The organism is Krasilnikoviella flava, assembly GCF_900167525.1.
In the GTDB taxonomy this organism is placed as follows: Bacteria; Actinomycetota; Actinomycetes; order Actinomycetales; family Cellulomonadaceae; genus Isoptericola; species Isoptericola flavus.
Map to the genome: position 1 here is coordinate 64124 of NZ_FUZQ01000003.1, position 22619 is coordinate 86742.

A 22619-nucleotide genomic window follows, 5' to 3' on the forward strand; every position below is an offset into this window, starting at 1 on the left:
CCGGTTTCGACAAGCTCAACCACCGAAGCCGACAGGCTCGACCCGCGACCCGACCGACCCGGAGGCTCCGTTGCGCTACGCGCTCCGCAAGCTCGGCCTGCTGGTCCTCACGCTGTGGGCGGCGGTGACGCTGAACTTCGTCATCCCGCGCCTCATGCCCGGCTCGCCCGCTGACGCGGCGATCGCCAAGCTCGCCCAGAACGGCCCCGTGACGCCGTCGGTGCAGGCGGCGATCGAGGCTCAGCTCGGCGTGCCCGGCGGCAGCATCTGGGACCAGTACGTCACGTACCTGAACAACGTCATCCACCTCGACTTCGGGGTGTCATACACCTTCTTCCCGCAGCAGGTCTCCGAGCTCGTCGCCGGCGCCCTGCCCTGGACGCTGATCATGGTCGGCGCCGTCACGGTCATCGCGTTCGTGCTCGGCACGCTGATCGGCATCGGTGCCGCCTGGAAGCGCGGCACCTGGATGGACTCCCTGCCCACCGTGGCCGGCAGCTTCCTCTCCGCGTTCCCCTACTTCTGGACCGCGCTGCTCATCGTCTTCTTCCTCGGCTACGTGCTCGGCTGGTTCCCCACCTCGGGCGCCTACTCCGCCACCGCGGTGCCGAACCTGTCGTGGGAGTTCCTCGGCGACGTGCTGTACCACGCGGCCCTGCCCGCGATCACGATCCTCATCACGAGCCTCGGCGGCTGGATCCTCGGCATGCGCAACACCATGATCAACACGCTCGGCGACGACTACGTGACGTTCGCCGAGGCCAACGGCCTGCGCGGCCGCACGGTCGCGATCCGTTACGCCGCCCGCAACGCGATCCTGCCCAACCTCACCGGCTTCGGCATGGCGCTCGGCGGCGTCGTCGGCGGCTCGCTGCTCGTGGAGCAGGTGTTCGCCTACCCCGGCGTCGGCTACCTGCTCTTCAACGCCGTCACCAACCAGGACTTCCCGCTGATGCAGGCGCTCTTCCTCATGATCACCGTGAGCGTGCTGCTCGCGAACTTCCTGGTGGAGATCCTCTACGGCGTCCTCGACCCCCGAACGAGGCGGTGACCCCGATGGCTGACACCACTGCTGACCCGACCACCACCGCGACCCCCGCGATCGCCGACCCCGAGTCCGCCCGCGGCGCCGAGTCGGTCAACGGCCCCCGGCGGCCCGCCCGCACGCGCCTCGGCCGCACCGGCCAGGTGCTCGGCCGCGCGTTCGCGACCGTCTGGGCCAACCCGAAGGCCCGCGTGGGGCTCGTCATCCTGGGGATGTTCGTCCTCATGGCGATCTTCGCGCCGCTGCTCGCGCCCTACTCCCCGCACGACGACTCGTTCGGCCGCAACGAGCCCGGAAGCGCCGCGCACTGGCTCGGCACCACCGGCGCCGGCGAGGACGTGCTGTCCCAGGTGATCTACGGCGCCCGCGTCTCCCTGCTCGTCGGCTTCGTCGCCGGCGGCCTGTCGACCGTGGTCGCCGTCGTCATCGGGCTGTCGTGGGGCTACCTGCGCGGCTGGGGCAACGACGTCGTCAACTTCCTCGTCAACCTGTTCCTCGTGATGCCGGGCCTGCCGCTGATGATCATCATCGCGGCGTACCTGCAGAACGGCGGGCTGCCGATGATCATCCTGGTCGTCGTCATCACCGGCTGGGCGTGGGGCGCGCGCGTGCTGCGCTCGCAGACGCAGTCGCTGCGCTCGCGCGACTTCGTCACCGCGGCGATCTTCTCCGGCGAGAGCTCGGCGCGCGTCGTCTTCCGCGAGATCCTGCCGAACATGACCTCGATGATCGCGGGGTCGTTCTTCGGCGCGGCGACGTCGGCGGTGCTCGCCGAGTCGGGGCTGTCGTTCCTCGGCCTGGGCGACATGGCCACGGTGAGCTGGGGCTCGATGATCTTCTGGGCCCAGAACTCGATGGCGATCCTCACCGGCCAGTGGATCCTCCTGTTCGCCCCGGGTCTGTGCATCGCGCTGCTGGCGACCTCCATGACCCTCGTGAACTTCGGCGTCGACGGGTTGAGCAACCCGCGCCTGCGGGAAGGGACCGGCCGATGAGCCTGCTCGAGATCCAGGACCTGTCCGTCGTCTACGAGCCCCGCGGGGCCGTCCCGACGCACGCCGTCAAGAACGCGAGCCTCTCCCTGGAGCAGGGCGAGTTCGTGGGCCTGGTCGGCGAGTCCGGCTCCGGCAAGTCGACCCTCGGCTTCGCCGTCACGCGGCTCGCGAAGGCCCCGGCGCGCATCTCCGGCGGGCGCATCGTGTTCGACGGCACCGACATCGCGCACCTGGACGCCGAGGAGCTGCGCTCCCAGCGCCGCGGCGGGTTCGCGATGGTGCTGCAGTCGGGCATGAACGCGCTCAACCCGGTGCGCAGCATCGCGAACCACTTCGGCGACATCTTCGCCGCGCACGGCCACGTGCCGAAGGGCAGGCGGCGCCAGCGCGCGATCGAGCTGCTCGACAAGGTGCAGCTGCCGTCCACGGTGCTCGACCGGTACCCCGGCGAGCTCTCCGGCGGCATGCGCCAGCGCGTGTCCATCGCGCTCGCCCTGTCGCTCGAGCCGCGGCTCATGGTGTTCGACGAGCCCACCACGGCCCTCGACGTGCTGGTGCAGCACGCCGTCATGGACACCGTCCGCGAGCTGCAGGCCGCGGAGGGCTTCACCGCCGTGCTCATCTCGCACGACCTCGGCGTGGTGCTGGAGTCCGCCGAGCGCGTCGTCGTCATGCACGACGGCGAGATCGTCGAGGACGGCGCGTCGCGGCAGATCTTCTCCGCGCCCGCCCACCCGTACACGCAGATGCTGCTGAGCCACTACGCCGACCCGCGCGCGGAGGTCGTCGAGCTGCCCGGCTTCGAGCGCAAGGCGTCCGCCGCGGAGCGCGCGGGCGGGAACGGCGAGGCCCGCCCCGAGCGCGCGGCCGCGCACGACGCGATCGTCGTCGACCACGTGTCGAAGGTGTACCCGCCGCCGCGCCGCGGCGAGAAGGCGGTCACCGCCGTCGACGACGTCTCGTTCCGGCTGGAGCCCGGCGCCGCGATGGCGCTGGTCGGCCAGTCGGGCTCCGGCAAGTCGACGATCGCCAAGATGGTCACGGGCGTCGAGCGCCCGACGTCCGGCACGGTGACGTTCGGCGACCTGCGGGTCGACCGGCTGCGCCGCCGCCAGCTCAGGACGCTGCACGCGGACGTCCAGATGGTCTTCCAGGACCCGTACTCGGCGCTCAACCCGCTGCACACCGTGGAGTACACGCTCACCCGGCCCGTGGAGAACTTCACCGGGCTCAAGGGCGAGGCCGCGCGCGAGCGCGTGCTGCAGCTCCTGGAGACCGTGGGCCTCACGCCGGTGGAGCAGTACGCGGCCAAGCTGCCGCACCAGCTGTCGGGCGGGCAGCGCCAGCGCGTCGTCATCGCGCGCGCCCTGGCGTCGGACCCGCAGGTGCTCATCGCCGACGAGCCTGTCTCCATGCTCGACGTGTCGCTGCGGGCCGGCGTGCTCAGCCTGCTGGAGGACCTGCGGGCCGACCTCGGCGTCTCGCTGCTGTACATCACGCACGACCTGCTCTCGGCACGCGTCGTGACCGACCAGATCATGGTGCTGCACCACGGCAAGGTCGTGGAGTCCGGCGGCACCACCCAGGTGCTGCGCTTCCCCGAGGACGCGTACACGACCCAGCTGCTGGACGCGATCCCGCAGCCCGCGCGCCGGTTCGCCGGCGGGGCGGCGTCGTGACCGCGCCCGCCGGGCCGGTGGTTGAGCCTGTCGAGACCCCGTCCGTGGTCTCGACAGGCTCGACCACCGGCACGGTCCGGCCGGGCGCGGCGTTCTCGGTGCTGCCGCTGCCGGACGGCGTCGAGCCGCTGGTGCTCGACGTGCCGGTGGGCCCGCTCACCGCGCTGCGGTCGGTCGTGCCGGACGGCGTGGAGCGGCGCGCGGTGGCCCTGCTCGTGCCCGGTTTCACCGGGTCGCGGGAGGACCACCGGCTGCTGCTGCCGCTGCTGGCGGAGCGCGGCGTCGAGGCGTGGACGTATTCCCAGCGCGGGCAGGCCGACTCGGTCGCCCCGCACGGGGTGGACGCCTACCGCCTGGACGACTTCACGGGCGACGCGCTGGACGTGGCCGCCGTCGTGACCGAGGCCGCGGGCATCTCGACCGGAACCGAGCCCGGCGACCTGCACCTGCTGGGGCACAGCTTCGGCGGCACCGTGGCGGCGGCCACGGTCGTCCGCGCGCCACGCGCGTTCGCCAGCCTGACCATGCTCTGCTCCGGCCCGCACGGCTGGCCCGGGCGCAAGGACGTCGAGCGTGACCGGCTGCTCGCCGCCGCCGGGCTGGTCGACCTGTGGACGCTCGACAACCCTGCGCTCGCCCGCCGGCTGTCCGAGGACCCGGCCGCCCTGGCCGGTCTCGACGCCGACGCGCGCTTCCACCGCGACCGCTCGATCGCCACCAGCACCGACAACCTGCTGGGCGCCGTCGACGTCCTCGCCGACGTCCACGACGTCACGCCCGCCCTGGCCGCCACCGGCCTCCCGGTGCTGGTCGCGCACGGCGCCTGTGACGCCGCCTGGCCGCAGCCGTGGCAGCGCGCCATGGCCGAGCGGCTCGGCGCCCGCTACGCCGTGATCGACGGCGCGGGGCACCTGCCGAACATCGAGAACCCCGCCGCCACGGCGGACCTCCTGGCCAACTTCTGGACCACGACCTCGCGCTGAGCCACCGCGCTCACGCACACCCGCACCGCAACGTAAGGACCACCCCGTGCTGCACTTCCCCGAGGGCTTCCGCTGGGGCGCCGCCACCGCGGCCCACCAGATCGAGGGCAACAACGTCTCCAGCGACTGGTGGGTGCGCGAGCACGCCACCGGCACCTCGATCGTGGAGCCCAGCGGCGACGCCGCCGACAGCTACCACCGCTACCGCGAGGACATGACGCTCCTGCGCGACGCCGGCCTCGACACGTACCGCTTCTCCATCGAGTGGGCGCGCATCGAGCCCGAGGACGGCTTCGTCTCCCGCGCGGAGATCGCGCACTACCGCCGGATGGTGGAGACCTGCCTCGAGCTCGGGATCACCCCGATGGTCACGCTCATGCACTTCACCGTGCCGCGCTGGTTCTACGACGAGGGCATGTGGCGCTCCCCCAAGGCCGCCGACCGCTTCGCCCGCTTCACCGAGCTCGCGCTGCCGATCCTCGGGAACGACGTCGACTACGTCTGCACCATCAACGAGCCGAACATCGCCGCGATGATCGCCGGCGGCGAGGACCCGGCCAACCTGGTCGCCTACGGCCTGCCCGCCCCCGACCTGCAGGTCGCCGACACGCTGCTGGAGTCCCACCGGCGCTCGCGCGAGATCCTCGCCGGCGTGGGCGGCATCAAGTCGGGCTGGACCGTCGCCACCCAGGACTTCCAGCCCGAGCCGGGCTGCGAGGACGTGGCCCACGAGTACGGCCACCAGCGCGACGACTGGTACCTCGAGGCCGCCCGCGGCGACGACTGGGTGGGCGTCCAGGCCTACACCCGCACCATCATCGGCCCCGACGGCCCGCGCCAGGTGCCCGAGGGCGTCGAGACCACCCTCACCGGCTGGGAGTTCTACCCGCTGGCCCTGGAGCACGGCGTCCGCGCCGCGTGGGAGAAGACCGAGGGTGTGCCGGTGTTCGTCACCGAGAACGGCATGGCCACGCAGGACGACGCCCGCCGCGTCGACTACACCGAGGGGGCGCTGGCCGGCCTGCACGCGGCCATCGAGGACGGCGTCGACGTGCGGGGCTACCTGCACTGGAGCCTGCTCGACAACTACGAGTGGGCCTCCGGCTTCCGCCCGACCTTCGGCCTGGTCGAGTTCGACAAGGAGACGTTCGAGCGCCGCCCGAAGCCCTCGCTCGGCTGGCTCGGCTCGGTCGCGCAGGCGAACGGCCTCACCGTCCGCTGACCCGCCGAGGTAGTTCGATCCTCGCCGAGGTAGTTCGAAGCTCCGCGAGGTAGTTCGAGACTCGGCGAGGTAGTGGTCTGGTCCACTACCTCGCCGAGGACCGAACTACCTCGCGGGGAGGAGAACTACCTCGGCGAGGCCGGTTCGGCCGGCCGCCGGCGCACCCCACCTCTCGACGGAAGACTCGGAGCCATGACCCACCTGCCGTACCGCGACCCGTCCCTGTCCCCGGCCGAGCGGGTGGACGACCTGCTGGCGCGGATGACGCTGCCCGAGAAGGTCGGGCAGATGTTGCAGCTCAACGCGATGGACGACCTCACCGAGATCGTCGTCGACCGGCTGGCCGGGTCGATCCTGCACGCGTCGCCGGCACGCGTCGTCGAGGCGATCGAGCTGGCCCGCGGGACGCGGCTGGGGATTCCCCTGCTGGTGGCGGACGACGCCATCCACGGCCACGGGTTCTTCCCCGGCGCCACGGTCTTCCCCAGCCAGCTGGGGATGGCGGGCACGTGGGACCTCGACCTGGTGGAGCGGGCGGCGCGCGCGACGGCGGTCGAGGCCGCGGCGACCGGCCTGCACTGGACCTTCTCCCCCGTCCTGTGCCTCACCCGCGACCTGCGCTGGGGCCGCGTGAACGAGACGTTCGGCGAGGACCCGCACCTCGTCGGGGAGCTCGGCGCGGCGATGGTGCGCGGCTACCAGGGCGAGGGCCTCACCGATCCGACGGCGGTGCTCGCCACGGCGAAGCACTTCGCCGGCTACTCCGAGACGCAGGGCGGCCGGGACGCCACCGAGGCGGACCTCTCGCCGCGCAAGCTGCGCTCGTGGTTCCTGCCGCCGTTCGAGCGCGTCGTCCGCGAGGGCGTGCGCACCGTGATGATCGGCTACCAGGCCATCGACGGCGTGCCCATCACGACGAGCCGCTGGCTGCTGCAGGGCGTGCTCAAGGACGAGTGGGGCTTCGACGGCACCCTCGTCACCGACTGGGACAACGTGGGCCGCATGGTGTGGGAGCAGTTCGTCAGCCCCGACCACGCGCACGCGTCGGCCGCCGCCGTCGACGCCGGGAACGACGTGATCATGGCGACGCCGACGTTCTTCGAGGGCGCCCAGGAGGCCGTCGCCGACGGCCGCATCGACGTGGCACGGCTCGACGACGCGGTGCGACGCATCCTGCGCCTCAAGGTGGACCTCGGGCTGTTCGAGGACCCGCGCGCGCCCGTGGCCGAGCGGATCGAGGCCGTCGTCGGCTCGGCGGAGCACCGCGACCTGGCCCTCGACGTCGCGCGCGGCTCGCTCGTGCTGCTCGAGAACGACGGCACGCTGCCGCTGGTCTCGACAGGCTCGACCGACGGGCTGCGCGTCGCCGTCGTCGGGCCGAACGCGGACGACCCGCACGCGCAGCTCGGCGACTGGGCCGGCGCCTCCGGGCAGGTGAGCTGGATCCGCGACGGGCACCCGCGCGAGCTGACCGAGACGGTGCTGGACGGCCTGCGCGCCGTCGCGCCGTCGTCGTGGGAGGTCACGTACGCGCGCGGGGCGAACATCGTGGAGCTGGGCCCCGACCCGGACGGCACGCACTTCCCCGACGGCCAGCCGCGCCCGCCGGCGGCCCTGCCCGCGCCGTCCGACCCGGTCCTGCTGGACGAGGCGGAGGAGGCGGCGCGCGCGGCGGACGTCGTCGTCGCCGTCCTGGGCGACGAGGTCGCGCTCGCCGGCGAGGGCAGGTCCACGGCCACGCTGGAGCTGCAGGGCGGCCAGGTGGAGCTGCTGGAGCGCCTCGTCGCGACGGGCACGCCCGTCGTCGTCGTGCTGGTCGCCTCCAAGCCGCTCGTGCTGCCCGACGCCGCGCGCCGCGCCGCCGCCCTCGTGCACGCCGCCAACCCCGGCATGCGCGGCGGGCGCGCGGTCGCCGAGCTGCTGCTCGGGCTGATCGAGCCGACGGGCCGCCTGCCGATCTCCTACGCCCTGCACGCCGGCCAGCAGCCGGTGTTCTACCACCAGGTGCGCGGCCAGCACGGCACCCGGTACGCGGACCTCACGCAGCGGCCGCCGTACGTGTTCGGCGAGGGTCTCTCGTACACGAGCGTCGAGTACTCCGACCTGGGGCTGGACGCCGAGGACGTCGCCCGCGACGGCGTCGTGCGCGGCCGCGTCACCGTGACCAACACGGGGAGCCGGCCCGCCGTCGAGACCGTGCAGGTGTACGTGAGCGACAAGGTCACGTCGGTCACGTGGGCCGACCGCGAGCTCACGACCTTCCGTCGCGTGCCGCTCGCGCCGGGCGAGAGCGTCGCCGTGGAGGTCGAGGTGCCCGCCGCCGACTGCACGATCGTCGACGCCGGCGGGCGCCGCGTCGTCGAGCCGGGCGAGTTCGAGCTGCTGGTCGGCCCGAGCTCGCGTCGTGAGGACCTGCTGGTGGCCCCGTTCCGCATCTCCTGACGCCGTCGAGGACGTGATCGGTCCCGTCATCCGGCCGGATGGCGGGGCCGACCACGTCCATGGCAGGGGCGGAAGGGTTGACGATGTACCCCCTAGGGGTATGGTGGGGTCATGGCCGACACGACCGCACCCGCCGCCGCCCTCACGCCGGACGCCCAGCACGAGCATGACGGGCCGCACGGCTACGCCTCCGACAAGGAGGCGTACCTCAAGCGCATGCGCCGCATCGAGGGACAGGTGCGCGGCATCGCGCGCATGATCGACGAGGACGTGTACTGCATCGACATCCTCACCCAGGTGTCCGCGGTGACCAAGGCCCTGCAGGCCGTGTCCATCGGACTCGTCGAGGACCACCTGGGGCACTGCGTCGTCGACGCCGCCCGCGCGTCCGAGGCCGAGGGCGCCGCGAAGGTCAAGGAGGCCGCCGACGCGATCGGCCGCCTCGTCCGGTCCTGATCCACCCGTTGCTGATCCACCCTCGATGAAGGAGCACGCATGAGCACCGTCACCACCCTGGGCGTCACCGGCATGACCTGCGGCAACTGCGTCGCGCACGTCACCAAGGACCTCGCCGCCGTCCCCGGCGTCGTCGACGTGAGCGTCGAGCTGCACGCCGGCGGCACCTCCGACGTCGCCGTCTTCTCCGACGCCCCGCTCGACGAGGCCGCGCTGCGCGAGGCCGTCGACGAGGCCGGGTACGACGTCGAGTCCGTCGCCGTCCAGACCGACGCGCTCGCCGCCCAGCAGGCCGCCCAGGCGCCGGCCCGCCAGGAGGCGCACAACTGCGCGTGCGGCTGCGGCGCCGGCGAAGCCTCCGCCACCGACGAGCCCGCGCAGAAGACCTACGACCTGGCCGTCCCCCCGCGCGCCTGAGTCCTCGCTCGCCCGACGCCGACCGCCGAGCGAGCCACCGCCCGCGGTACGCCTGCCGAACCGTCGCCCCGCGCTCCCCCGAGCCCCCGCGACCCAGGCCCTCCGCGCCGCGCCGTCGTCCACCGACACGGCGCCCCCACCGCGACCCCGCCACCCCGGGTCGTCGCGGGTGACCTCCGCCCCAGCACCTCAGGGAGTCACCCCCCATGAGCACCCCCACACCCTCGCCGGTCCAGCCGGCCGGGGCCACGCCACCGGTCCTCGAGATCGACCTCGCCATCGAGGGCATGACCTGCGCGTCGTGCGTGGCCCGCGTCGAGAAGCGGCTCAACCGCGTCGACGGCGTCACCGCCACCGTGAACCTGCCGCTCGAGAGCGCGCACGTCGAGCTCACCACGCCCGTCGACGACGCCGCGCTGGTCGAGGCCGTCGAGAAGGCCGGCTACGGCGCCCGCGTCACCGCACGGCGCGGTGTCGCCCCGCGGGCGCCGTCGGCCGAGCCCGTCGAGCACACCCCGCCGGTCGAGCCTGTCGAGACCCGGGTCTCGACAGGCTCGTCCACCGACGCGACAGGCTCGACCAGCGAACCGACAGCCCCGACCATCAGCGGTGACGCACGCGGCGCGGACCTGCGCCGCCGGCTGGTCGCCTCCGCGATCCTCACCGTCCCGGTGGTCGCGCTGTCGATGATCCCCGCGCTGCAGTTCACGGGCTGGCAGTGGGTCGTCGCCGCGGCGGCGCTGCCGGTCGTCACGTGGGGCGCGTGGCCGTTCCACACGGCGGCGGCACGGGCGGCCAGGCACGGCGCCTCCACGATGGACACGCTGGTCTCGCTCGGCGTCGTCGCCGCGACCCTGTGGTCGCTGTGGGCGCTCACGCTGGGCGGCACCGGGGAGCTCGGGATGCGGATGCGGCCGTCGCTGATCCCGTCCGAGTCCGGCGGTGCGCCCGAGCTGTACTTCGAGGTCGCCGCCGTCGTGACGACGTTCCTCCTCGCCGGCCGCTACGCGGAGCACCGCTCCCGCCGTCGGGCGGGCGACGCCCTGCGATCCCTGCTGGAGCTGGGCGCCAAGGACGCCGAGCGGGTGCTGCTGGCCCCGGACGGCACGCCCCGGACCCGGCCCGACGGCGGCCGCGTCACCGAGCGCGTCGCGGTGGCGGACCTCGCCGTCGGCGACGTGTTCGTCGTGCGGCCGGGCGAGAAGGTCGCCACCGACGGTGAGGTGGTCGAGGGAGCCAGCGCGCTCGACACGTCGCTGCTCACGGGCGAGCCGGTGCCGGTCGACGTCGGTCCCGGGGACGCCGTGACCGGCGCGACCGTCAACACGTCGGGTCACCTGCTGGTGCGCGCCACCCGCGTGGGCGAGGAGACGACGCTCGCGCAGATCGGGCGCCTGGTGTCGCAGGCGCAGACGGGCAAGGCCCCCGTGGCCCGGCTCGCCGACCGCATCTCCGCCGTCTTCGTGCCGATCGTCATCGCGCTGTCCGTGCTCACGCTGGTGGGCTGGCTGCTGGCGGGCGCGGACGTGCAGCTCGCGTTCACCGCCGCCGTGGCCGTGCTGATCATCGCGTGCCCGTGCGCCCTCGGCCTCGCGACGCCCACCGCGCTGCTGGTCGGCACCGGCCGCGGCGCGCAGCTCGGCATCCTCATCAAGGGACCGGAGATCCTGGAGTCCACGCGCCGCGTCGACACCGTGGTGCTGGACAAGACCGGCACCGTCACCGAGGGCCGCATGCAGGTCGAGCGCGTGCTCGTCCCGGAGCTGTCAGAGCCACAGGGGGCTATGGCCCCACGTGACTCTGACAACTCGGGCGGGACGGGGGCGGACGGCATCGGGATCGGCACGCTGCAGGCGTTCGACTTCCGCGCCACGGCGGGCGGCGGCGTCGAGGCGGTCGTGCGGCGGGCCCACTCGGGCATCGCCGGGCTTGCCGCCGACGGCGGGCTCAACGCCCGGCGGGTCCTCGTCGGGCAGCCGTCGTGGCTGACCGGGCAGGGCGTCGCGTTCGACGGCGACCTCGCGGCCGCGTTCGCCGACGCCGAGGCGACGGGCGCCAGCGCCGTCGTCGTCGCGTGGGACGGCGCCGCCCGCGGCGTGGTCGTGCTGCGCGACCCGGTCAAGGCGACCTCCGCCGAAGCCGTGCGCGAGCTGCGCGACCTCGGCCTGCGGCCCGTGCTGCTCACCGGCGACGGCGAGGGCGCGGCCCGCGTCGCCGCCCGGGAGGTCAGCATCGCCGAGGAGGACGTGATCGCCCGCGTGCTGCCGCAGGACAAGGCCGCCGTCGTGGCCCGGCTGCGCTCGGAGGGACGCGTCGTCGCGATGGTCGGCGACGGCGTGAACGACGCCGCCGCCCTCGCCACGGCCGACCTGGGGCTCGCGATGGGCACCGGCACGGACGTCGCGATCGAGGCGAGCGACATCACGCTCGTGCGCGGCGACCTGCGCTCCGCCCCCGCCGCCGTCCGCCTGTCCCGCGGCACGCTGCGGGTCATCAAGCAGAACCTGTTCTGGGCGTTCGCGTACAACGTGGCGGCCATCCCGCTCGCCGCGGCGGGCCTGCTCAACCCGATGATCGCCGGGGCAGCCATGGCCGCGTCGTCCGTCATCGTCGTCGGCAACTCGCTGCGCCTGCGCCGCGCCGGCTGACGCCCGGACCGTTCCCGCGTCCGACCCCACGGGCAGGGCCGCCGATCACCCCCCGGTCGGCGGTCCTGCCCGTGCATGTGCTCCCTCCCTCCAGGTATGACGCGCCCCCGATGCGTCCGCACCGAGAGCCACCGTCGCCTCGTCGAGGAGGGAACGTCATGAGCACCACCATGCAGCTCACCGGGATCGGGGTGGGCGACCTGCAGGACGCCGCCGCACAGGAGGCCGTCCGCATCATCAGACGGGCCAAGGGCGACCGCCGGGCCGCCACCGTCGCGCTGCTGCGCATGCTCCGGACCTGGGACCTCGTCACCGACGAGGACCTCACGGTGCTGGAGCGCCTCAACGACCTGGGCTTCGACGCCGCCGCGGGGACGACGGACGCGGAGACGGCCTACGTCGAGGCCCGCCGCCTGCGCACCGAGCTCGTCGTGAAGCGCGGCTCGCCCGTCGCGCTCGCCCTCGCGTCGGCCGACGTCGGCTCGTACATCTCCGCCGAGAGCGACGACGGCCACGTCGTCTACAAGAAGTCGTCCCTCGGCTGGCAGGCCACGCTGGCGTCGGCGGGAGCCGCGATCGGTGGCGTGCTCGGCGACAGGGACGGAGCGATCCTCGGTGGCGCCATCGGCGGCATCGTCGGCAAGGTCGTGGACGACTGCCTCGCGTGACGGGTCGGAGACGTGGGGGGTGCGGCCGTGACCCCGTCCCGGGTCGAGACGGGGCCACGGTCGCACACCCCGACGCTCAGCGGAAGCGTCGGCCCTCGTCGCGGCGGTAGGCGCCGACGGCGAGGACGGCGAACAGCGCCGTCCACCCGAGCAGCACCAGCCACGCGGCGGGATACGCCGGCTGACCGGTGAGGGCCTGGACCAGCAGGTCACGACCGGCGCGCGTGGGCGTGGCCTGTGAGATGGCGTCGAGCCAGGACGGGAACGCCTGCGGCGGCAGGAACAGCCCGCCCGCGAACGCCAGCGGGAACAGCACCACCTGGACGACGGGCAGCGCGGCCTTGGCGGACAGCGAGTAGCCCACCGCCATGCCGAGCAGCACGAACGGCACCGAGACCAGCAGGATCGTGCCCACCCCGGCGAACAGCTGCCCCACCGTCACCGTCGCGGCCGTGAACAGCCAGCCGATGAGGATCAGCGGCACCAGGCCGAAGAGCGCGAAGATCGCGCCGTTGCCGATCCGCGCCACCATCCGCGGGCCGGGGCCGGCGGGCAGGGAGCGCAGGAACGGGTCGAACGGGAGCTGCCGGTCCTCGGCCACGCCCAGCCCGTAGGTGAACAGACTGGCCGAGCAGACGGCGAACAGGCCGAGGCTCGCCACCGACATCGTGGCCCAGAGCGGGTTCTGGGCGACGTCGCTCTGCGGCACCACGAAGAAGAACATCGCCAGCGCGGGGAACAGCATGTTGCCCAGCACCGCGATCGGCACGCGCACCGTCTCGAGGAACTGGTACCGCAGGTGCAGCCACGTGAGCCGCAGCGGGCCGGGCCCGGCCGCCACCGTGGGCCCCGTCGCGGGGATCGTCGTCGCGCTCATCGGGTCGCCTCCTGCATCACCATCTCCTCGAAGGCCTCCTCGAGGCTCGCGCCCCGGATCTGGAGGTCGTGGAAGTCCACGTCGCCGCGCACGAGCTCACGCACGAGGGTGTCGGCGTCCGCGGTGTACAGCTCCTGCGTGCCGTCGTCTCGGCGTTCGGCACGCACGACGCCGGGCCACGCGGCGAGGTCGGACGCGGAGCGCAGCGCCACGCGGCGCAGCCCCACGCGCCGCAGGATCGCGTCCAGCGAGTCGTCGGCGCGCACCACCCCGCGGTCGACGACGACGACGCGCTGTGCGAGCGCCTGCACCTCCTCGAGGTAGTGGCTCGTGAGCAGCACCGTGCCGCCGTCGGCGTGGTACGCGCGGATCGCGTCCCACAGCGCCTGGCGGGCGCCGATGTCGAGCCCGGTCGTCGGCTCGTCGAGCAGGACGACGCGCGGCCGCCCCACGAGGGACAGCGCGACGGCGAGCCGCCGCTTCTGGCCGCCGGACAGGGCGCCCGTCTGGCGCCGGGCAAGGTCCGTGAGGCCGAACTGCTCCAGCAGCTCGCCGGTGGGCACCGGGTCGGCGAAGTGCCCGCCGACGAAGTCGACCACCTCGCGCACCCGCAGCGTGGGGGGCAGCCCCGTCTCCTGGGGGGTGATGCCGAGCCCGGCGCGGCTGGCGGCGTCGCGCGGGTCGCCGCCGAGCAGGCGCACCGTGCCCGCATCGGGGCGGCGCTGGCCGCTGACCAGCGACAGCAGCGTGGACTTGCCGGCCCCGTTGGGCCCGAGCAGGCCCACGAGCTCGCCGGCGCCGACGTCGAGCGACACGTCGTCGAGCGCGACGACGTCGCCGAAGCGGCGCGTCACGCCGCTCACGGCGACGACGGCGGCCGCGGCCTCCGGCGGCGCGGGCGCGACGACGGGGGCACGCTCGGGCGGGTGGGTGCGGGTCATGATCCGGCTCCTCTCAGCAGGCCGGTGAGGGCCTCGGTGTAGTCCTCGAACGCGCGGCGCCCCTGCGGGGCGAGCGCGAGGTACGTGGCGGGGGTGCGACCCTCGTGGGTCTTGGTGACGCGGACGTAGCCCGCGTCCTCGAGCTTGCGCAGGTGGGTGGACAGGTTGCCGGCGGTCATGCCGAGCAGCTTCTGCAGCTTGGGGAAGCTCAGCTCGTCACCGGCGTCCAGGGCGGCGAGCGTCGCGACGACGCGCAGCCGGGCGGGCGCGTGGATGACGGGGTCGAGGGCGTCAGCCACGGCCTACCGCCCCGTCCGCTCGGCGCCGCCCGCGCAGGAGCCGCAGGTGCTCGACGGCGGCCATCACGAGGAAGCCGCCACCGCCCGCGAGCGCCATGACGAGGTAGGTCATGGGCAGACCGGCGATGGTCGCAGCCGCGGCGACCAGCAGGATCCACGCGCCGAGCACGAAGAGGCTGCGGTCGCCGAAGGCCGCCGCCCCGCCGAGGTACAGCAGCCCGACCACCAGGCAGGCGCCGCCGTTGCTGACGAGGGCCATCAGCTCGCCGTCCGCGCCGGCGCGGGCGAGCCCGCCGAGGAAGACGCTGAAGGTGAGGAAGCCGAGCATCCACGACCAGCCGTACATCGCTCCCGTCCGCGCGGAGACGCCGCGCGTGCCCGAGGTCCGGCTGATGGTGTGCACCATCGTGAAGACGACGGCCGCGGCGAGCGCGCCGGCGAACACCCAGTACGCCCACGCCTCGGGTGCGCCGTGGGCCCGGGCGCTGGTCCACAGGACCAGGTAGCCGGCGAGCCACGCGACCCCCCAGGCGCCGTAGAGCGCGCGGCCGTCCGGCTCGAGGGCGGCGCGGGCACGATCCTGCTGCTCGCGGATGAGCCGCAGCGAGTCCGCGGCTCCCAGCTCGACGGCGTCGCCGCCGGGTCGGTCTGGGCTGTCGGTCATCGCTACCTCGCAGAGAACTTTGCGTTGCAAACTGGTTTGTCAAGCATGGCACGAGCGCCGGTGCGGCGTCAACGCACAGATCGGCCTGCCGCTGCGCCGCGCCCTCGAGGACGTCAGCCGCGGAGGCAGGCGCGCGCGGCCGAGGTTCCCGGCGGCGCGGCCTACGCTGACCCCGTGACCGCCGAGCGACCTGCCGTCCTCTCCCCCGTCGCGCCCGCGACCACCCCCGCCGAGCGCCGCCGGACCACCGCCGAGATCTGGATCGTGCTCGGCCTCAGCCTGGGCCAGAGCGGCGTGTACGCGCTGGTCAACATCGTCGCGCGGCTCACGGCCGAGACCCCGCTCGCAGACCAGTCCGCGACGCTCAACGCCAGCCAGTCCGACCGCTCGCTGCTCGACCTCACCTACCAGCTGCTGGGCGTCTTCTTCGCGCTGGTCCCTGTCGCACTGGCGCTCTACCTGCTGAGCGGGCGAGCAGGCGCCACGTGGCGCGGCACCCGCCGTCGGATCGGGCTCGACTGGGGGCTCGACGGCGCCCGGCCCGGCCGCGACGTCGCGTGGGGCTTCGGGCTCGCCGCAGCCATCGGGATCCCGGGGCTCGCCTTCTACCTGCTGGGCCGCGCCCTCGGCATCACCGTGTCCGTGCAGGCCAGCGCCCTGAACGAGCACTGGTGGACGGTGCCCGTGCTCGTCGTGGCCGCCCTGCAGAACGGGCTGCTCGAGGAGGTCGTGGCCGTCGCCTACCTGCACGAGCGCACCCGCGACCTCGGCTGGTCGCGCCTGTGGTTCATCGTGTGGAGCTCGCTGCTGCGCGGCTCCTACCACCTGTACCAGGGCATCGGGCCGTTCTTCGGCAACGTCGTCATGGGCATCGTCTTCTCGTGGTTCTACACGAGCCGGTGGGGGCGGCAGCGGGTGGTGCCGCTCGTCGTCGCGCACACCCTGCTCGACGTCGTCGCCTTCGTCGGGTACGCCCTGCTGCCCCAGGAGTGGAAGGACGCGCTCGGGCTGTAGCCGGCCGACCCCGCCCGCCCGGCACCGCTACCGACGGCTCAGGCGCGCGGGCCGGCGCCGCGCAGCAGGGTGTCGACGATGCGCGCGGCGAGGGCGTCCGGGTCGCCGTCGGCGTCACCGCGCAGGGTCTCGCCGAGGAGGGCGTAGTAGACCCGGCGGACCCAGTCCAGGTCGGCCCCCGCGTCGATGAGCCCCTCGGCCCTGGCCCGCTCGAGCACGGCGACGCAGCGCCGGTCGATGTCCTGCTGGAGCGCGGCGGCCTCGCTGCCGGGCTCCGGCGTCAGCTCCAGGGCGAACGCCCAGGCACCCTTGACCTGGAGCACGTTGGCCGTGATCCGGTGCATCGCGACCAGCGGCGGCGCGGTGTCCGGCCGGCCGTCGTCGACCGCGTCGGCGAGCTGCCGGGCGGCCGTGGACGCCAGCGCCTCGATCAGCGCCTGGCGGTTGGCGAACCGCCGGTGGACGGTCGTCCGCGCCACGCCTGCCGCGGCCGCGATCGCATCCATGGACGCGCCCGGGTCCTCGGCGAGCACCCGCACGGCCGCCTCGAGTATCGCGCGCACGCTGCGCTCCGCGTCCGCCCTCAGGGGCCGCACCGTCGCCTCACCCATCACGCCTCCGCTCATCCGTGGACTGACGCCAACCGTACACGCCGGATGCAGTATTTCAGCTAACTGCGTCACAACTGTTGCATATTGTGTATTTCCCGGTACTGTCATGACTCAGTTGTCGTCGACCGAAGGAGCAGTCGTGCACCCCACCGCCCTCATCACCGGAGCGTCGTCGGGCCTCGGCGCAGAGTTCGCCGCCCAGCTCGCCGCCACCGGGCACGACGTGATCCTGGTGGCCCGCTCGCGCGACCGCCTCGTCGCGCTCGCCGAGCGGCTCGCCACCGAGCACGGCGTGGCCACCCACGTGCTGGTCCAGGACCTCGCCGCGCCGGACGCAGCCCGCCGCGTCGCCGACGAGGTGGCCGCCCGTGGGCTGCACGTCGACCTGCTGGTCAACAACGCCGGCTTCGGCACCTGCGGACGGTTCGAGGAGATCGCCCCCGAGCGCGACCACGACCTGCTGATGGTCGACGTGGTCGCGCTGGTCGACCTCACCCACGAGCTCCTGCCGGGCATGCTGGACCGCGGCCACGGCGCCGTCGTGAACGTCGCGTCCAACGCCGCCTTCCAGCCCGACCCGTACTTCGCCGTCTACGGCGCCGCCAAGGCGTTCGTGCTGAGCTTCGGCCTCGCCCTGCGCCAGGAATACCGCCACCGGGGCGTCCGCGTGCTCACCCTGTGCCCCGGCCCCGTCGAGACCGCGTTCTTCGACACCATCGGCACCCGCCGGGCGGCCGTCACCGGCGCCATGACCACCCCGCCGCCCGTCGTGCGCGCCGCCCTGCGCGCCCTGGACCGCGACCGCGGCTACCTGGCGCCCGGCCTCGGCAACGCCCTCACCGCGCACCTCGTGCCCCGCCGTCCCCGCGCCCTGGTCGCGGCCCTCGCCGAGCGCGTCACCCGCACGGTCCTGTCCGCTCCCGCCACCACGCGGGAGCGGGTCGCATGAGGTCCGTCGGCGCGCCCCGCGGCACGACCGTCCGCGCCTCCGTCGGGGCGGGTGCGGCGATGCTGCTCGTCGGCACGTCGACGGCGGTCTCCGCGACCGTCGCGGACTACCCGGTCCTGGTCGGGCAGGCCCTGCGCTACGCGCTCGCCGCGGCGATCCTGCTCGCCGTCCTGCGGCACCGGCGGCCGCCCCGTGTCCGTCTGACGCCGCGCGACGTCCTGCTGGTGGCCGCGCTCGCCGCCACCGGCCTGGCCGGCTTCAACCTGTGCCTCGTCGAGGCGACCCGGCACGCGGGTCCCGCCATGATCGGCGCCGTCATCGGGGGCGTGCCCGTGGTCCTCGCCCTCGCCGGCCCGCTGCTGGAGCGACGGCGCCCCGCCCCGCGCACCGTGACGGCCGCCGTCGTCGTCGCGCTCGGCACCGCCGTCGCCGCCGGGCTGGGCTCGGGCAGCCTCACCGGCCTCCTGCTGTCCGTCGGCGCGCTCGCCGGCGAGGTCGCCTTCTCCCTGCTCGCCGTCCCGCTGCTGCCGAAGCTCGGCCCCCTGCGGGTGGCCGCGTACCCCGCCGCGCTCGCCGCCCCCCTGCTGCTGGTGGCGGGCCTCGCCCTGGACGGCCCGGCGGCGCTGCGCCTGCCCACCCCCGGCGAGGCGGCGGCGTTCGTATACCTCGGCGCGGTCGTCACCGCGGCCGCCTTCTTCCTCTGGTACGACGCGCTGGGCCGGCTCGGCGCCGACCGCGCGGGCCTCTTCGCCGGCCTCGTCCCCGTCGGCGCCCTGCTCACCACCGTCGTGCTCGGGCTCGGCCACGTCGGCACGGCGGACGTCGCCGGCGCACTGGTCGTCGGCGCGGGCGTCGTGCTCGGCACGACCCGTCGGTCGGACCTGCCACGCCCGTCGGGCCTGTCGGGACCCGGGTCTCGACAGGCCCGACCGGCGGGTCAGCCCGCGGACGCCCGCAGCGCGCGGAGCCCCTCCCGGTGATCGGCCTGCGCCTCCGGGTCGGGCACCGGCAGGGAGGCCAGCAGCTGCTTGGTGTAGGTCTCGCGGGGAGCGCCCAGCACCTCCGCGCCCGTGCCCTCCTCGACCAGCTGGCCGCGGTAGAGCACCGCGATCCGGTCGGCGAGGAGGTCCACGACCGCCAGGTCGTGCGACACGAACAGGCAGGCGAAGCCCAGCTCCTTCTGCAGCTCGGCGAAGAGCTCCAGCACGCGGGCCTGCACCGACACGTCGAGGGCCGACGTCGGCTCGTCCGCGACGAGCAGCTCCGGGTCGAGCGCCAGCCCGCGCGCGAGCGACGCCCGCTGGCGCTGCCCGCCGGACAGCTCGTGCGGGAAGCGGTCGCCGTAGCTGCGCGGCAGCTGCACCGCCTCGAGGAGCTCGTCGACCCGCTGGCGCGCGGCCTCGGGGTTCCGTGCCCGCCCGTGCACCACCAGCGGCTCGGCCACGCACTCGGCGATGGTCAGCAACGGGTTGAACGACGTGGCCGGGTCCTGGAAGACGAACCCCAGCCGCGGCCGCATCGCCTTGAGGTCGCGACCCTTTGCGCCGTGCATCTCGGTGCCGAGCACGCGCAGCGACCCGCCGCTGACGGGCGTGAGGCCCGCGATGGCACGGGCGATCGTCGTCTTGCCGGACCCCGACTCCCCCACGAGCCCCAGCACCTCGCCGGGACGGATCGCCAGCGACACGCCGTTCACGGCCGTGAACGCCGGCTGCCGGAACCGGCCGGGATAGGTGATCGTGAGGCCCTCGGCCCGCACGACCGGCTCGGACGCCTCCCACCCCTCGGGCCGGGCGGCCGCCCGCTCGAGGGCGCGGGCGGTGCCCTCCCCGACGCGCGGCACGGCCTTGAGCAGGGCCTTCGTGTAGTCGGCCTGCGGGTCCCCGAACAGGTCCTTGACGGGCGCCTGCTCCACGACCTTGCCCTGGTACATCACGGCGACCCGGTCGGCCAGGTCGGCCACCACGCCCATGTTGTGGGTGATGAGCACGATGGCGGTGCCCGTCTCGTCGCGCAGGTGGCGCAGCAGGTCGAGGATCTCGGCCTGCACCGTGACGTCGAGCGCCGTCGTCGGCTCGTCCGCGACGATGAGGCTCGGCCCCAGCACCAGCGCCATCGCGATGACGATGCGCTGCTTCTGCCCGCCCGAGAACTGGTGCGGGTAGTGGTCCACCCGGTGCTCGGGGTCGGGGATGCCGACCGTGCCGAGCACCTCGATCGCCCGGCGCCGCGCCACCTTCTTCGACACGTCGCCGTGCGCCCGGATGCCCTCGGCGATCTGCCACCCCACGGTGTACACGGGGTTGAGCACGCTGGAGGGCTCCTGGAACACCATCGCCACGTCCCGGCCGCGCACCTGCCGCAGCCGCGCCGCCGAGACCGAGATGACGTCGGTCGTCGCGCCGTCGCGCCCGGTGAGCACGACGGCGCCGCTGGTGGTCGCCGTCTCCGGCAGCAGGCCGAGGATGGTCTTGGCCGTGACGGTCTTGCCCGACCCCGACTCCCCGACGACGGCGAGCACCTCGCCCGGCTGGACGTCGAGGCTCACGCCGTCGACGGCCCGCACCGGGCCGGCATCCGTGGCGAACGAGACCGCGAGGTCCGTGATCGATGCGACGGCGCTCATGCGTCGTCTCCCTTCGGGTTCGGCTCGACGGCCGTCGCCGCCACGGCGCCGGACACCTGGCCGGAGCGGGCGCGGGAACGCAGCCGCGGGTCGGCCAGGTCGTTCAGCGACTCACCCATGAGCGTCATGCCCATCGCCGCCAGCACGATGGCCAGGCCGGGGAAGAGCGCCGTCCACCAGATGCCGGAGGTGACGTCGGCGAGCGAGCGCTGCAGGTCGTACCCCCACTCCGCCGCGGCCGTCGGCTCGATGCCGAAGCCGAGGAAGCCGAGCCCGGCGAGCGTGAGGATCGCCTCCGACGCGTTGAGCGTGACGATGAGCGGCAGCGTGCGCGTGGAGTTGCGCAGCACGTGGCGCGTCATGATGCGCCAGTGCCCGGTGCCGAGCACGCGCGCCGAGTCGACGAACGCCTCCGCCTTGATGCGCACCACCTCGGCGCGCACCACCCGGAAGTACTGCGGCACGAACACCACCGTGATCGACAGCGCGGCGGCGAGGATGCCGCCCCACATGCTCGACTGCCCGCCGGAGATGACGATGGCGAGCAGGATGGCGAGCAGCAGGGACGGGAACGCGTAGATCGCGTCGGCGACGACCACGAGCAACCGGTCGAGCCAGCCGCCGAAGTACCCGGACACCAGGCCCAGCAGCACGCCCACGACGATCGACGAGGCCACGGCGACCAGCACGACCAGCAGCGCCGTACGGGCACCCCAGATCACGCGGGACAGCACGTCGTACCCGCCCACCGTGGTGCCGAACCAGTGCTCCGCCGACGGCGGCTGCTGGGCGCCGAACGCGCCGTCGAGGTCGCGCAGCTGCGACCAGCCGTACGGGGCCAGCAGCGGCGCGAACACCGCGACCAGCACGAACACGGCCGTCAGGACGAGACCGGCGATGAGCATGCCCCGCTGGAGCCCGACGCTCTGGCGCACCTGGTGCACCACGGGCAGCTTCTTGAACCAGGCTCCCCGGCCTCCGACGTGCTCCGGGGCCGCGCCGGCGGTGCCGACGCTGGTGATCTCTCCGCTGGTCATCAGTACCTCACCCTCGGGTCGATCAGGGCGGCGATGACGTCGACGAGGAAGTTCGTCACCGCCACGACCACGGCCATCAGCACGACGATGCCCTGCACGGCCACGAAGTCGCGCGCCTGCAGGTACTCCGACAGCTGGAAGCCGAGGCCGCGCCACTCGAACGTGGTCTCGGTCAGCACGGCCCCCACGAGCAGCATCGCGACCTGCATGCCGGCCACGGTGATGATCGGGATGAGCGCCGGGCGCCACGCGTGCTTGCGCACCAGACGCCCCTCCTTGACGCCCCGCGACCGGGCGGCGTCGATGTAGCCCGTGCCGAGGGTGCCGATCATGTTGGTGCGCACGAGGCGCAGGAACACACCGGCGGTGAGGAGGCCCAGCGCGATGGCCGGCAGGGCGGCGTGGGACAGCACGTCGAGCACGACGGCCGGGTCCCCGGTCTTGAAGGCGTCGATGAGCATGAACCCGGAGTCCGCCCCGGCGAGCTGCATCGCGATCTCCCCGTCGGTGGACACGCGGCCCGCCACGGGGAACCAGCCCAGCCAGACGGAGAACACGAGCTTGAGGATGAGGCCGGCGAAGAAGACGGGCGTCGCGTAGGCCAGGATCGCGAGGATGCGGAGCACCGCGTCCGGCAGCCGGTCGCGGAAGTAGCCGCTGACCATGCCGAACGGGACGCCCAGGACGAGCGCCACGAGGACCGCGTAGCACGCGAGCTCGAGCGTCGCGGCACCGTAGGTGGTCAGCACCTCGGTGACGGGGCGGTTGTCGCTGATCGTGGTGCCGAAGTCGCCCGAGAAGATGTTGGTGAGGTACTCCCAGTACTGGACCAGGATCGGGCGGTCGTAGCCCGCCGCGTGGATCAGCTGCTGGAGCTGGTCGGGCGGCAGCTTGCCGCCCAGCGCGGCGGTGATGGGGTCACCGGTCGCGCGCATGAGCGCGAAGACGGTGGTGACCAGGATGAACACGGTGGGGATGATGAGCAGGAAGCGCACCAGGATGTAGCGTCCCAGTGCGCTTCCTGCCGTACTACGCGAGGCCACGGG

21 protein-coding genes are annotated in these 22619 nt (G+C 73.7%); 13 read left to right on the forward strand and 8 right to left on the reverse strand.

Annotation, left to right across the window (positions count from 1 at the left end; translation table 11 throughout):
* Positions 1-70 precede the first annotated feature (70 nt).
* From B5Y66_RS08325 to B5Y66_RS08370, 10 genes are all read left to right on the forward strand, one after another.
* On the forward strand, positions 71-1051 hold the full coding sequence (locus tag B5Y66_RS08325) for an ABC transporter permease (RefSeq protein ID WP_079573427.1): 981 nt from the start codon (positions 71-73) through the stop codon (positions 1049-1051).
* A gap of 5 nt (positions 1052-1056) precedes the next feature.
* Positions 1057-2040 (forward strand): ABC transporter permease, encoded by a 984-nt coding sequence (locus tag B5Y66_RS08330; protein ID WP_079574344.1) that lies wholly within the window; start codon positions 1057-1059, stop codon positions 2038-2040.
* On the forward strand, positions 2037-3719 hold the full coding sequence (locus tag B5Y66_RS08335; protein ID WP_079573429.1) for an ABC transporter ATP-binding protein: 1683 nt from the start codon (positions 2037-2039) through the stop codon (positions 3717-3719). The genes B5Y66_RS08330 and B5Y66_RS08335 overlap by 4 nt, the downstream gene beginning before the upstream one ends.
* Positions 3716-4702, forward strand: coding sequence for an alpha/beta fold hydrolase (locus tag B5Y66_RS08340; RefSeq protein WP_079573431.1), 987 nt, complete (start codon positions 3716-3718; stop codon positions 4700-4702). Before B5Y66_RS08335 ends, B5Y66_RS08340 begins: the two co-directional genes overlap by 4 nt.
* Positions 4703-4748: 46 nt before the next feature.
* Positions 4749-5924 carry a glycoside hydrolase family 1 protein gene (locus B5Y66_RS08345; RefSeq protein WP_079573433.1) on the forward strand — a complete coding sequence of 392 codons (1176 nt, stop codon included), beginning with the start codon at positions 4749-4751 and terminating at the stop codon, positions 5922-5924.
* Between the two features lie 192 nt (positions 5925-6116).
* Positions 6117-8366, forward strand: coding sequence for a glycoside hydrolase family 3 N-terminal domain-containing protein (locus B5Y66_RS08350; RefSeq protein WP_079573435.1), 2250 nt, complete (start codon positions 6117-6119; stop codon positions 8364-8366).
* A 111-nt stretch (positions 8367-8477) separates the two neighbouring features.
* Positions 8478-8822, forward strand: coding sequence for a metal-sensitive transcriptional regulator (locus B5Y66_RS08355; protein WP_079573437.1), 345 nt, complete (start codon positions 8478-8480; stop codon positions 8820-8822).
* Between the two features lie 39 nt (positions 8823-8861).
* Positions 8862-9239, forward strand: a complete 378-nt coding sequence (locus B5Y66_RS08360; protein ID WP_079573439.1) for a heavy-metal-associated domain-containing protein — start codon at positions 8862-8864, stop codon at positions 9237-9239.
* Positions 9240-9445: 206 nt separating this feature from the next.
* On the forward strand, positions 9446-11887 hold the full coding sequence (locus B5Y66_RS08365) for a heavy metal translocating P-type ATPase (RefSeq protein WP_079573441.1): 2442 nt from the start codon (positions 9446-9448) through the stop codon (positions 11885-11887).
* A gap of 158 nt (positions 11888-12045) precedes the next feature.
* On the forward strand, positions 12046-12555 hold the full coding sequence (locus B5Y66_RS08370; RefSeq protein ID WP_079573443.1) for a hypothetical protein: 510 nt from the start codon (positions 12046-12048) through the stop codon (positions 12553-12555).
* Between the two features lie 76 nt (positions 12556-12631).
* On the opposite strand, the gene B5Y66_RS08375 is transcribed toward B5Y66_RS08370, so the two are convergent.
* The 4 genes from B5Y66_RS08375 to B5Y66_RS08390 are packed head-to-tail and all read right to left on the reverse strand — an operon-like array spanning position 12632 to position 15336.
* Entirely contained in the window at positions 12632-13432 is an 801-nt protein-coding gene (locus B5Y66_RS08375) for an ABC transporter permease (protein ID WP_079573445.1), read from the reverse strand.
* Positions 13429-14373: an ABC transporter ATP-binding protein gene (locus tag B5Y66_RS08380; protein WP_079573447.1), complete on the reverse strand. Its 945-nt coding sequence runs from the start codon at positions 14371-14373 to the stop codon at positions 13429-13431. Before B5Y66_RS08380 ends, B5Y66_RS08375 begins: the two co-directional genes overlap by 4 nt.
* Positions 14370-14672, reverse strand: coding sequence for a transcriptional regulator (locus B5Y66_RS08385; RefSeq protein ID WP_079573449.1), 303 nt, complete (start codon positions 14670-14672; stop codon positions 14370-14372). Before B5Y66_RS08385 ends, B5Y66_RS08380 begins: the two co-directional genes overlap by 4 nt.
* On the reverse strand, positions 14665-15336 hold the full coding sequence (locus tag B5Y66_RS08390; protein WP_079573451.1) for a hypothetical protein: 672 nt from the start codon (positions 15334-15336) through the stop codon (positions 14665-14667). Before B5Y66_RS08390 ends, B5Y66_RS08385 begins: the two co-directional genes overlap by 8 nt.
* A 174-nt stretch (positions 15337-15510) precedes the next feature.
* On the opposite strand from B5Y66_RS08390, the gene B5Y66_RS08395 reads away from it, so the two are divergent.
* Positions 15511-16350 carry a CPBP family intramembrane glutamic endopeptidase gene (locus tag B5Y66_RS08395; protein WP_245807002.1) on the forward strand — a complete coding sequence of 280 codons (840 nt, stop codon included), beginning with the start codon at positions 15511-15513 and terminating at the stop codon, positions 16348-16350.
* A 38-nt stretch (positions 16351-16388) separates the two neighbouring features.
* Here the strand turns inward: B5Y66_RS08395 and B5Y66_RS08400 are convergent, their stop codons facing one another.
* Entirely contained in the window at positions 16389-16976 is a 588-nt protein-coding gene (locus B5Y66_RS08400) for a TetR/AcrR family transcriptional regulator (RefSeq protein ID WP_245807003.1), read from the reverse strand.
* Between the two features lie 124 nt (positions 16977-17100).
* On the opposite strand from B5Y66_RS08400, the gene B5Y66_RS08405 reads away from it, so the two are divergent.
* Both B5Y66_RS08405 and B5Y66_RS08410 read left to right on the forward strand, forming a co-directional pair.
* Positions 17101-17910, forward strand: a complete 810-nt coding sequence (locus tag B5Y66_RS08405; protein WP_139820801.1) for an SDR family NAD(P)-dependent oxidoreductase — start codon at positions 17101-17103, stop codon at positions 17908-17910.
* Entirely contained in the window at positions 17907-18890 is a 984-nt protein-coding gene (locus B5Y66_RS08410; RefSeq protein WP_217700761.1) for a DMT family transporter, read from the forward strand. Before B5Y66_RS08405 ends, B5Y66_RS08410 begins: the two co-directional genes overlap by 4 nt.
* On the opposite strand, the gene B5Y66_RS08415 is transcribed toward B5Y66_RS08410, so the two are convergent.
* Genes B5Y66_RS08415 through B5Y66_RS08425 form a run of 3 tightly spaced genes read right to left on the reverse strand, consistent with a single transcriptional unit; the run spans position 18848 to position 22616 of the window.
* Complete coding sequence (locus tag B5Y66_RS08415; RefSeq protein ID WP_079573459.1) at positions 18848-20536, reverse strand: dipeptide ABC transporter ATP-binding protein; 1689 nt, start codon at positions 20534-20536, stop codon at positions 18848-18850. The genes B5Y66_RS08410 and B5Y66_RS08415 overlap by 43 nt on opposite strands.
* Positions 20533-21573, reverse strand: a complete 1041-nt coding sequence (locus tag B5Y66_RS08420) for an ABC transporter permease (protein ID WP_079573462.1) — start codon at positions 21571-21573, stop codon at positions 20533-20535. The genes B5Y66_RS08415 and B5Y66_RS08420 overlap by 4 nt, the downstream gene beginning before the upstream one ends.
* Positions 21573-22616: an ABC transporter permease gene (locus B5Y66_RS08425; RefSeq protein ID WP_079573464.1), complete on the reverse strand. Its 1044-nt coding sequence runs from the start codon at positions 22614-22616 to the stop codon at positions 21573-21575. Before B5Y66_RS08425 ends, B5Y66_RS08420 begins: the two co-directional genes overlap by 1 nt.
* Between the last annotated feature and the right edge of the window lie 3 nt (positions 22617-22619).

Excerpts from the sequence above, each read along its gene's own strand:
- B5Y66_RS08330 (WP_079574344.1), top strand. The coding sequence starts at position 1,057 with ATGGCTGACACCACTGCTGACCCGACCACCACCGCGACCCCCGCGATC.
- B5Y66_RS08335 (WP_079573429.1), top strand. The coding sequence starts at position 2,037 with ATGAGCCTGCTCGAGATCCAGGACCTGTCCGTCGTCTACGAGCCCCGC.
- B5Y66_RS08350 (WP_079573435.1), top strand. The coding sequence starts at position 6,117 with ATGACCCACCTGCCGTACCGCGACCCGTCCCTGTCCCCGGCCGAGCGG.
- B5Y66_RS08355 (WP_079573437.1), top strand. The coding sequence starts at position 8,478 with ATGGCCGACACGACCGCACCCGCCGCCGCCCTCACGCCGGACGCCCAG.
- B5Y66_RS08360 (WP_079573439.1), top strand. The coding sequence starts at position 8,862 with ATGAGCACCGTCACCACCCTGGGCGTCACCGGCATGACCTGCGGCAAC.
- B5Y66_RS08365 (WP_079573441.1), top strand. The coding sequence starts at position 9,446 with ATGAGCACCCCCACACCCTCGCCGGTCCAGCCGGCCGGGGCCACGCCA.
- B5Y66_RS08370 (WP_079573443.1), top strand. The coding sequence starts at position 12,046 with ATGAGCACCACCATGCAGCTCACCGGGATCGGGGTGGGCGACCTGCAG.
- B5Y66_RS08375 (WP_079573445.1), bottom strand. The coding sequence starts at position 13,432 with ATGAGCGCGACGACGATCCCCGCGACGGGGCCCACGGTGGCGGCCGGG.
- B5Y66_RS08380 (WP_079573447.1), bottom strand. The coding sequence starts at position 14,373 with ATGACCCGCACCCACCCGCCCGAGCGTGCCCCCGTCGTCGCGCCCGCG.
- B5Y66_RS08390 (WP_079573451.1), bottom strand. The coding sequence starts at position 15,336 with ATGACCGACAGCCCAGACCGACCCGGCGGCGACGCCGTCGAGCTGGGA.
- B5Y66_RS08400 (WP_245807003.1), bottom strand. The coding sequence starts at position 16,976 with ATGAGCGGAGGCGTGATGGGTGAGGCGACGGTGCGGCCCCTGAGGGCG.
- B5Y66_RS08410 (WP_217700761.1), top strand. The coding sequence starts at position 17,907 with ATGAGGTCCGTCGGCGCGCCCCGCGGCACGACCGTCCGCGCCTCCGTC.
- B5Y66_RS08415 (WP_079573459.1), bottom strand. The coding sequence starts at position 20,536 with ATGAGCGCCGTCGCATCGATCACGGACCTCGCGGTCTCGTTCGCCACG.
- B5Y66_RS08420 (WP_079573462.1), bottom strand. The coding sequence starts at position 21,573 with ATGACCAGCGGAGAGATCACCAGCGTCGGCACCGCCGGCGCGGCCCCG.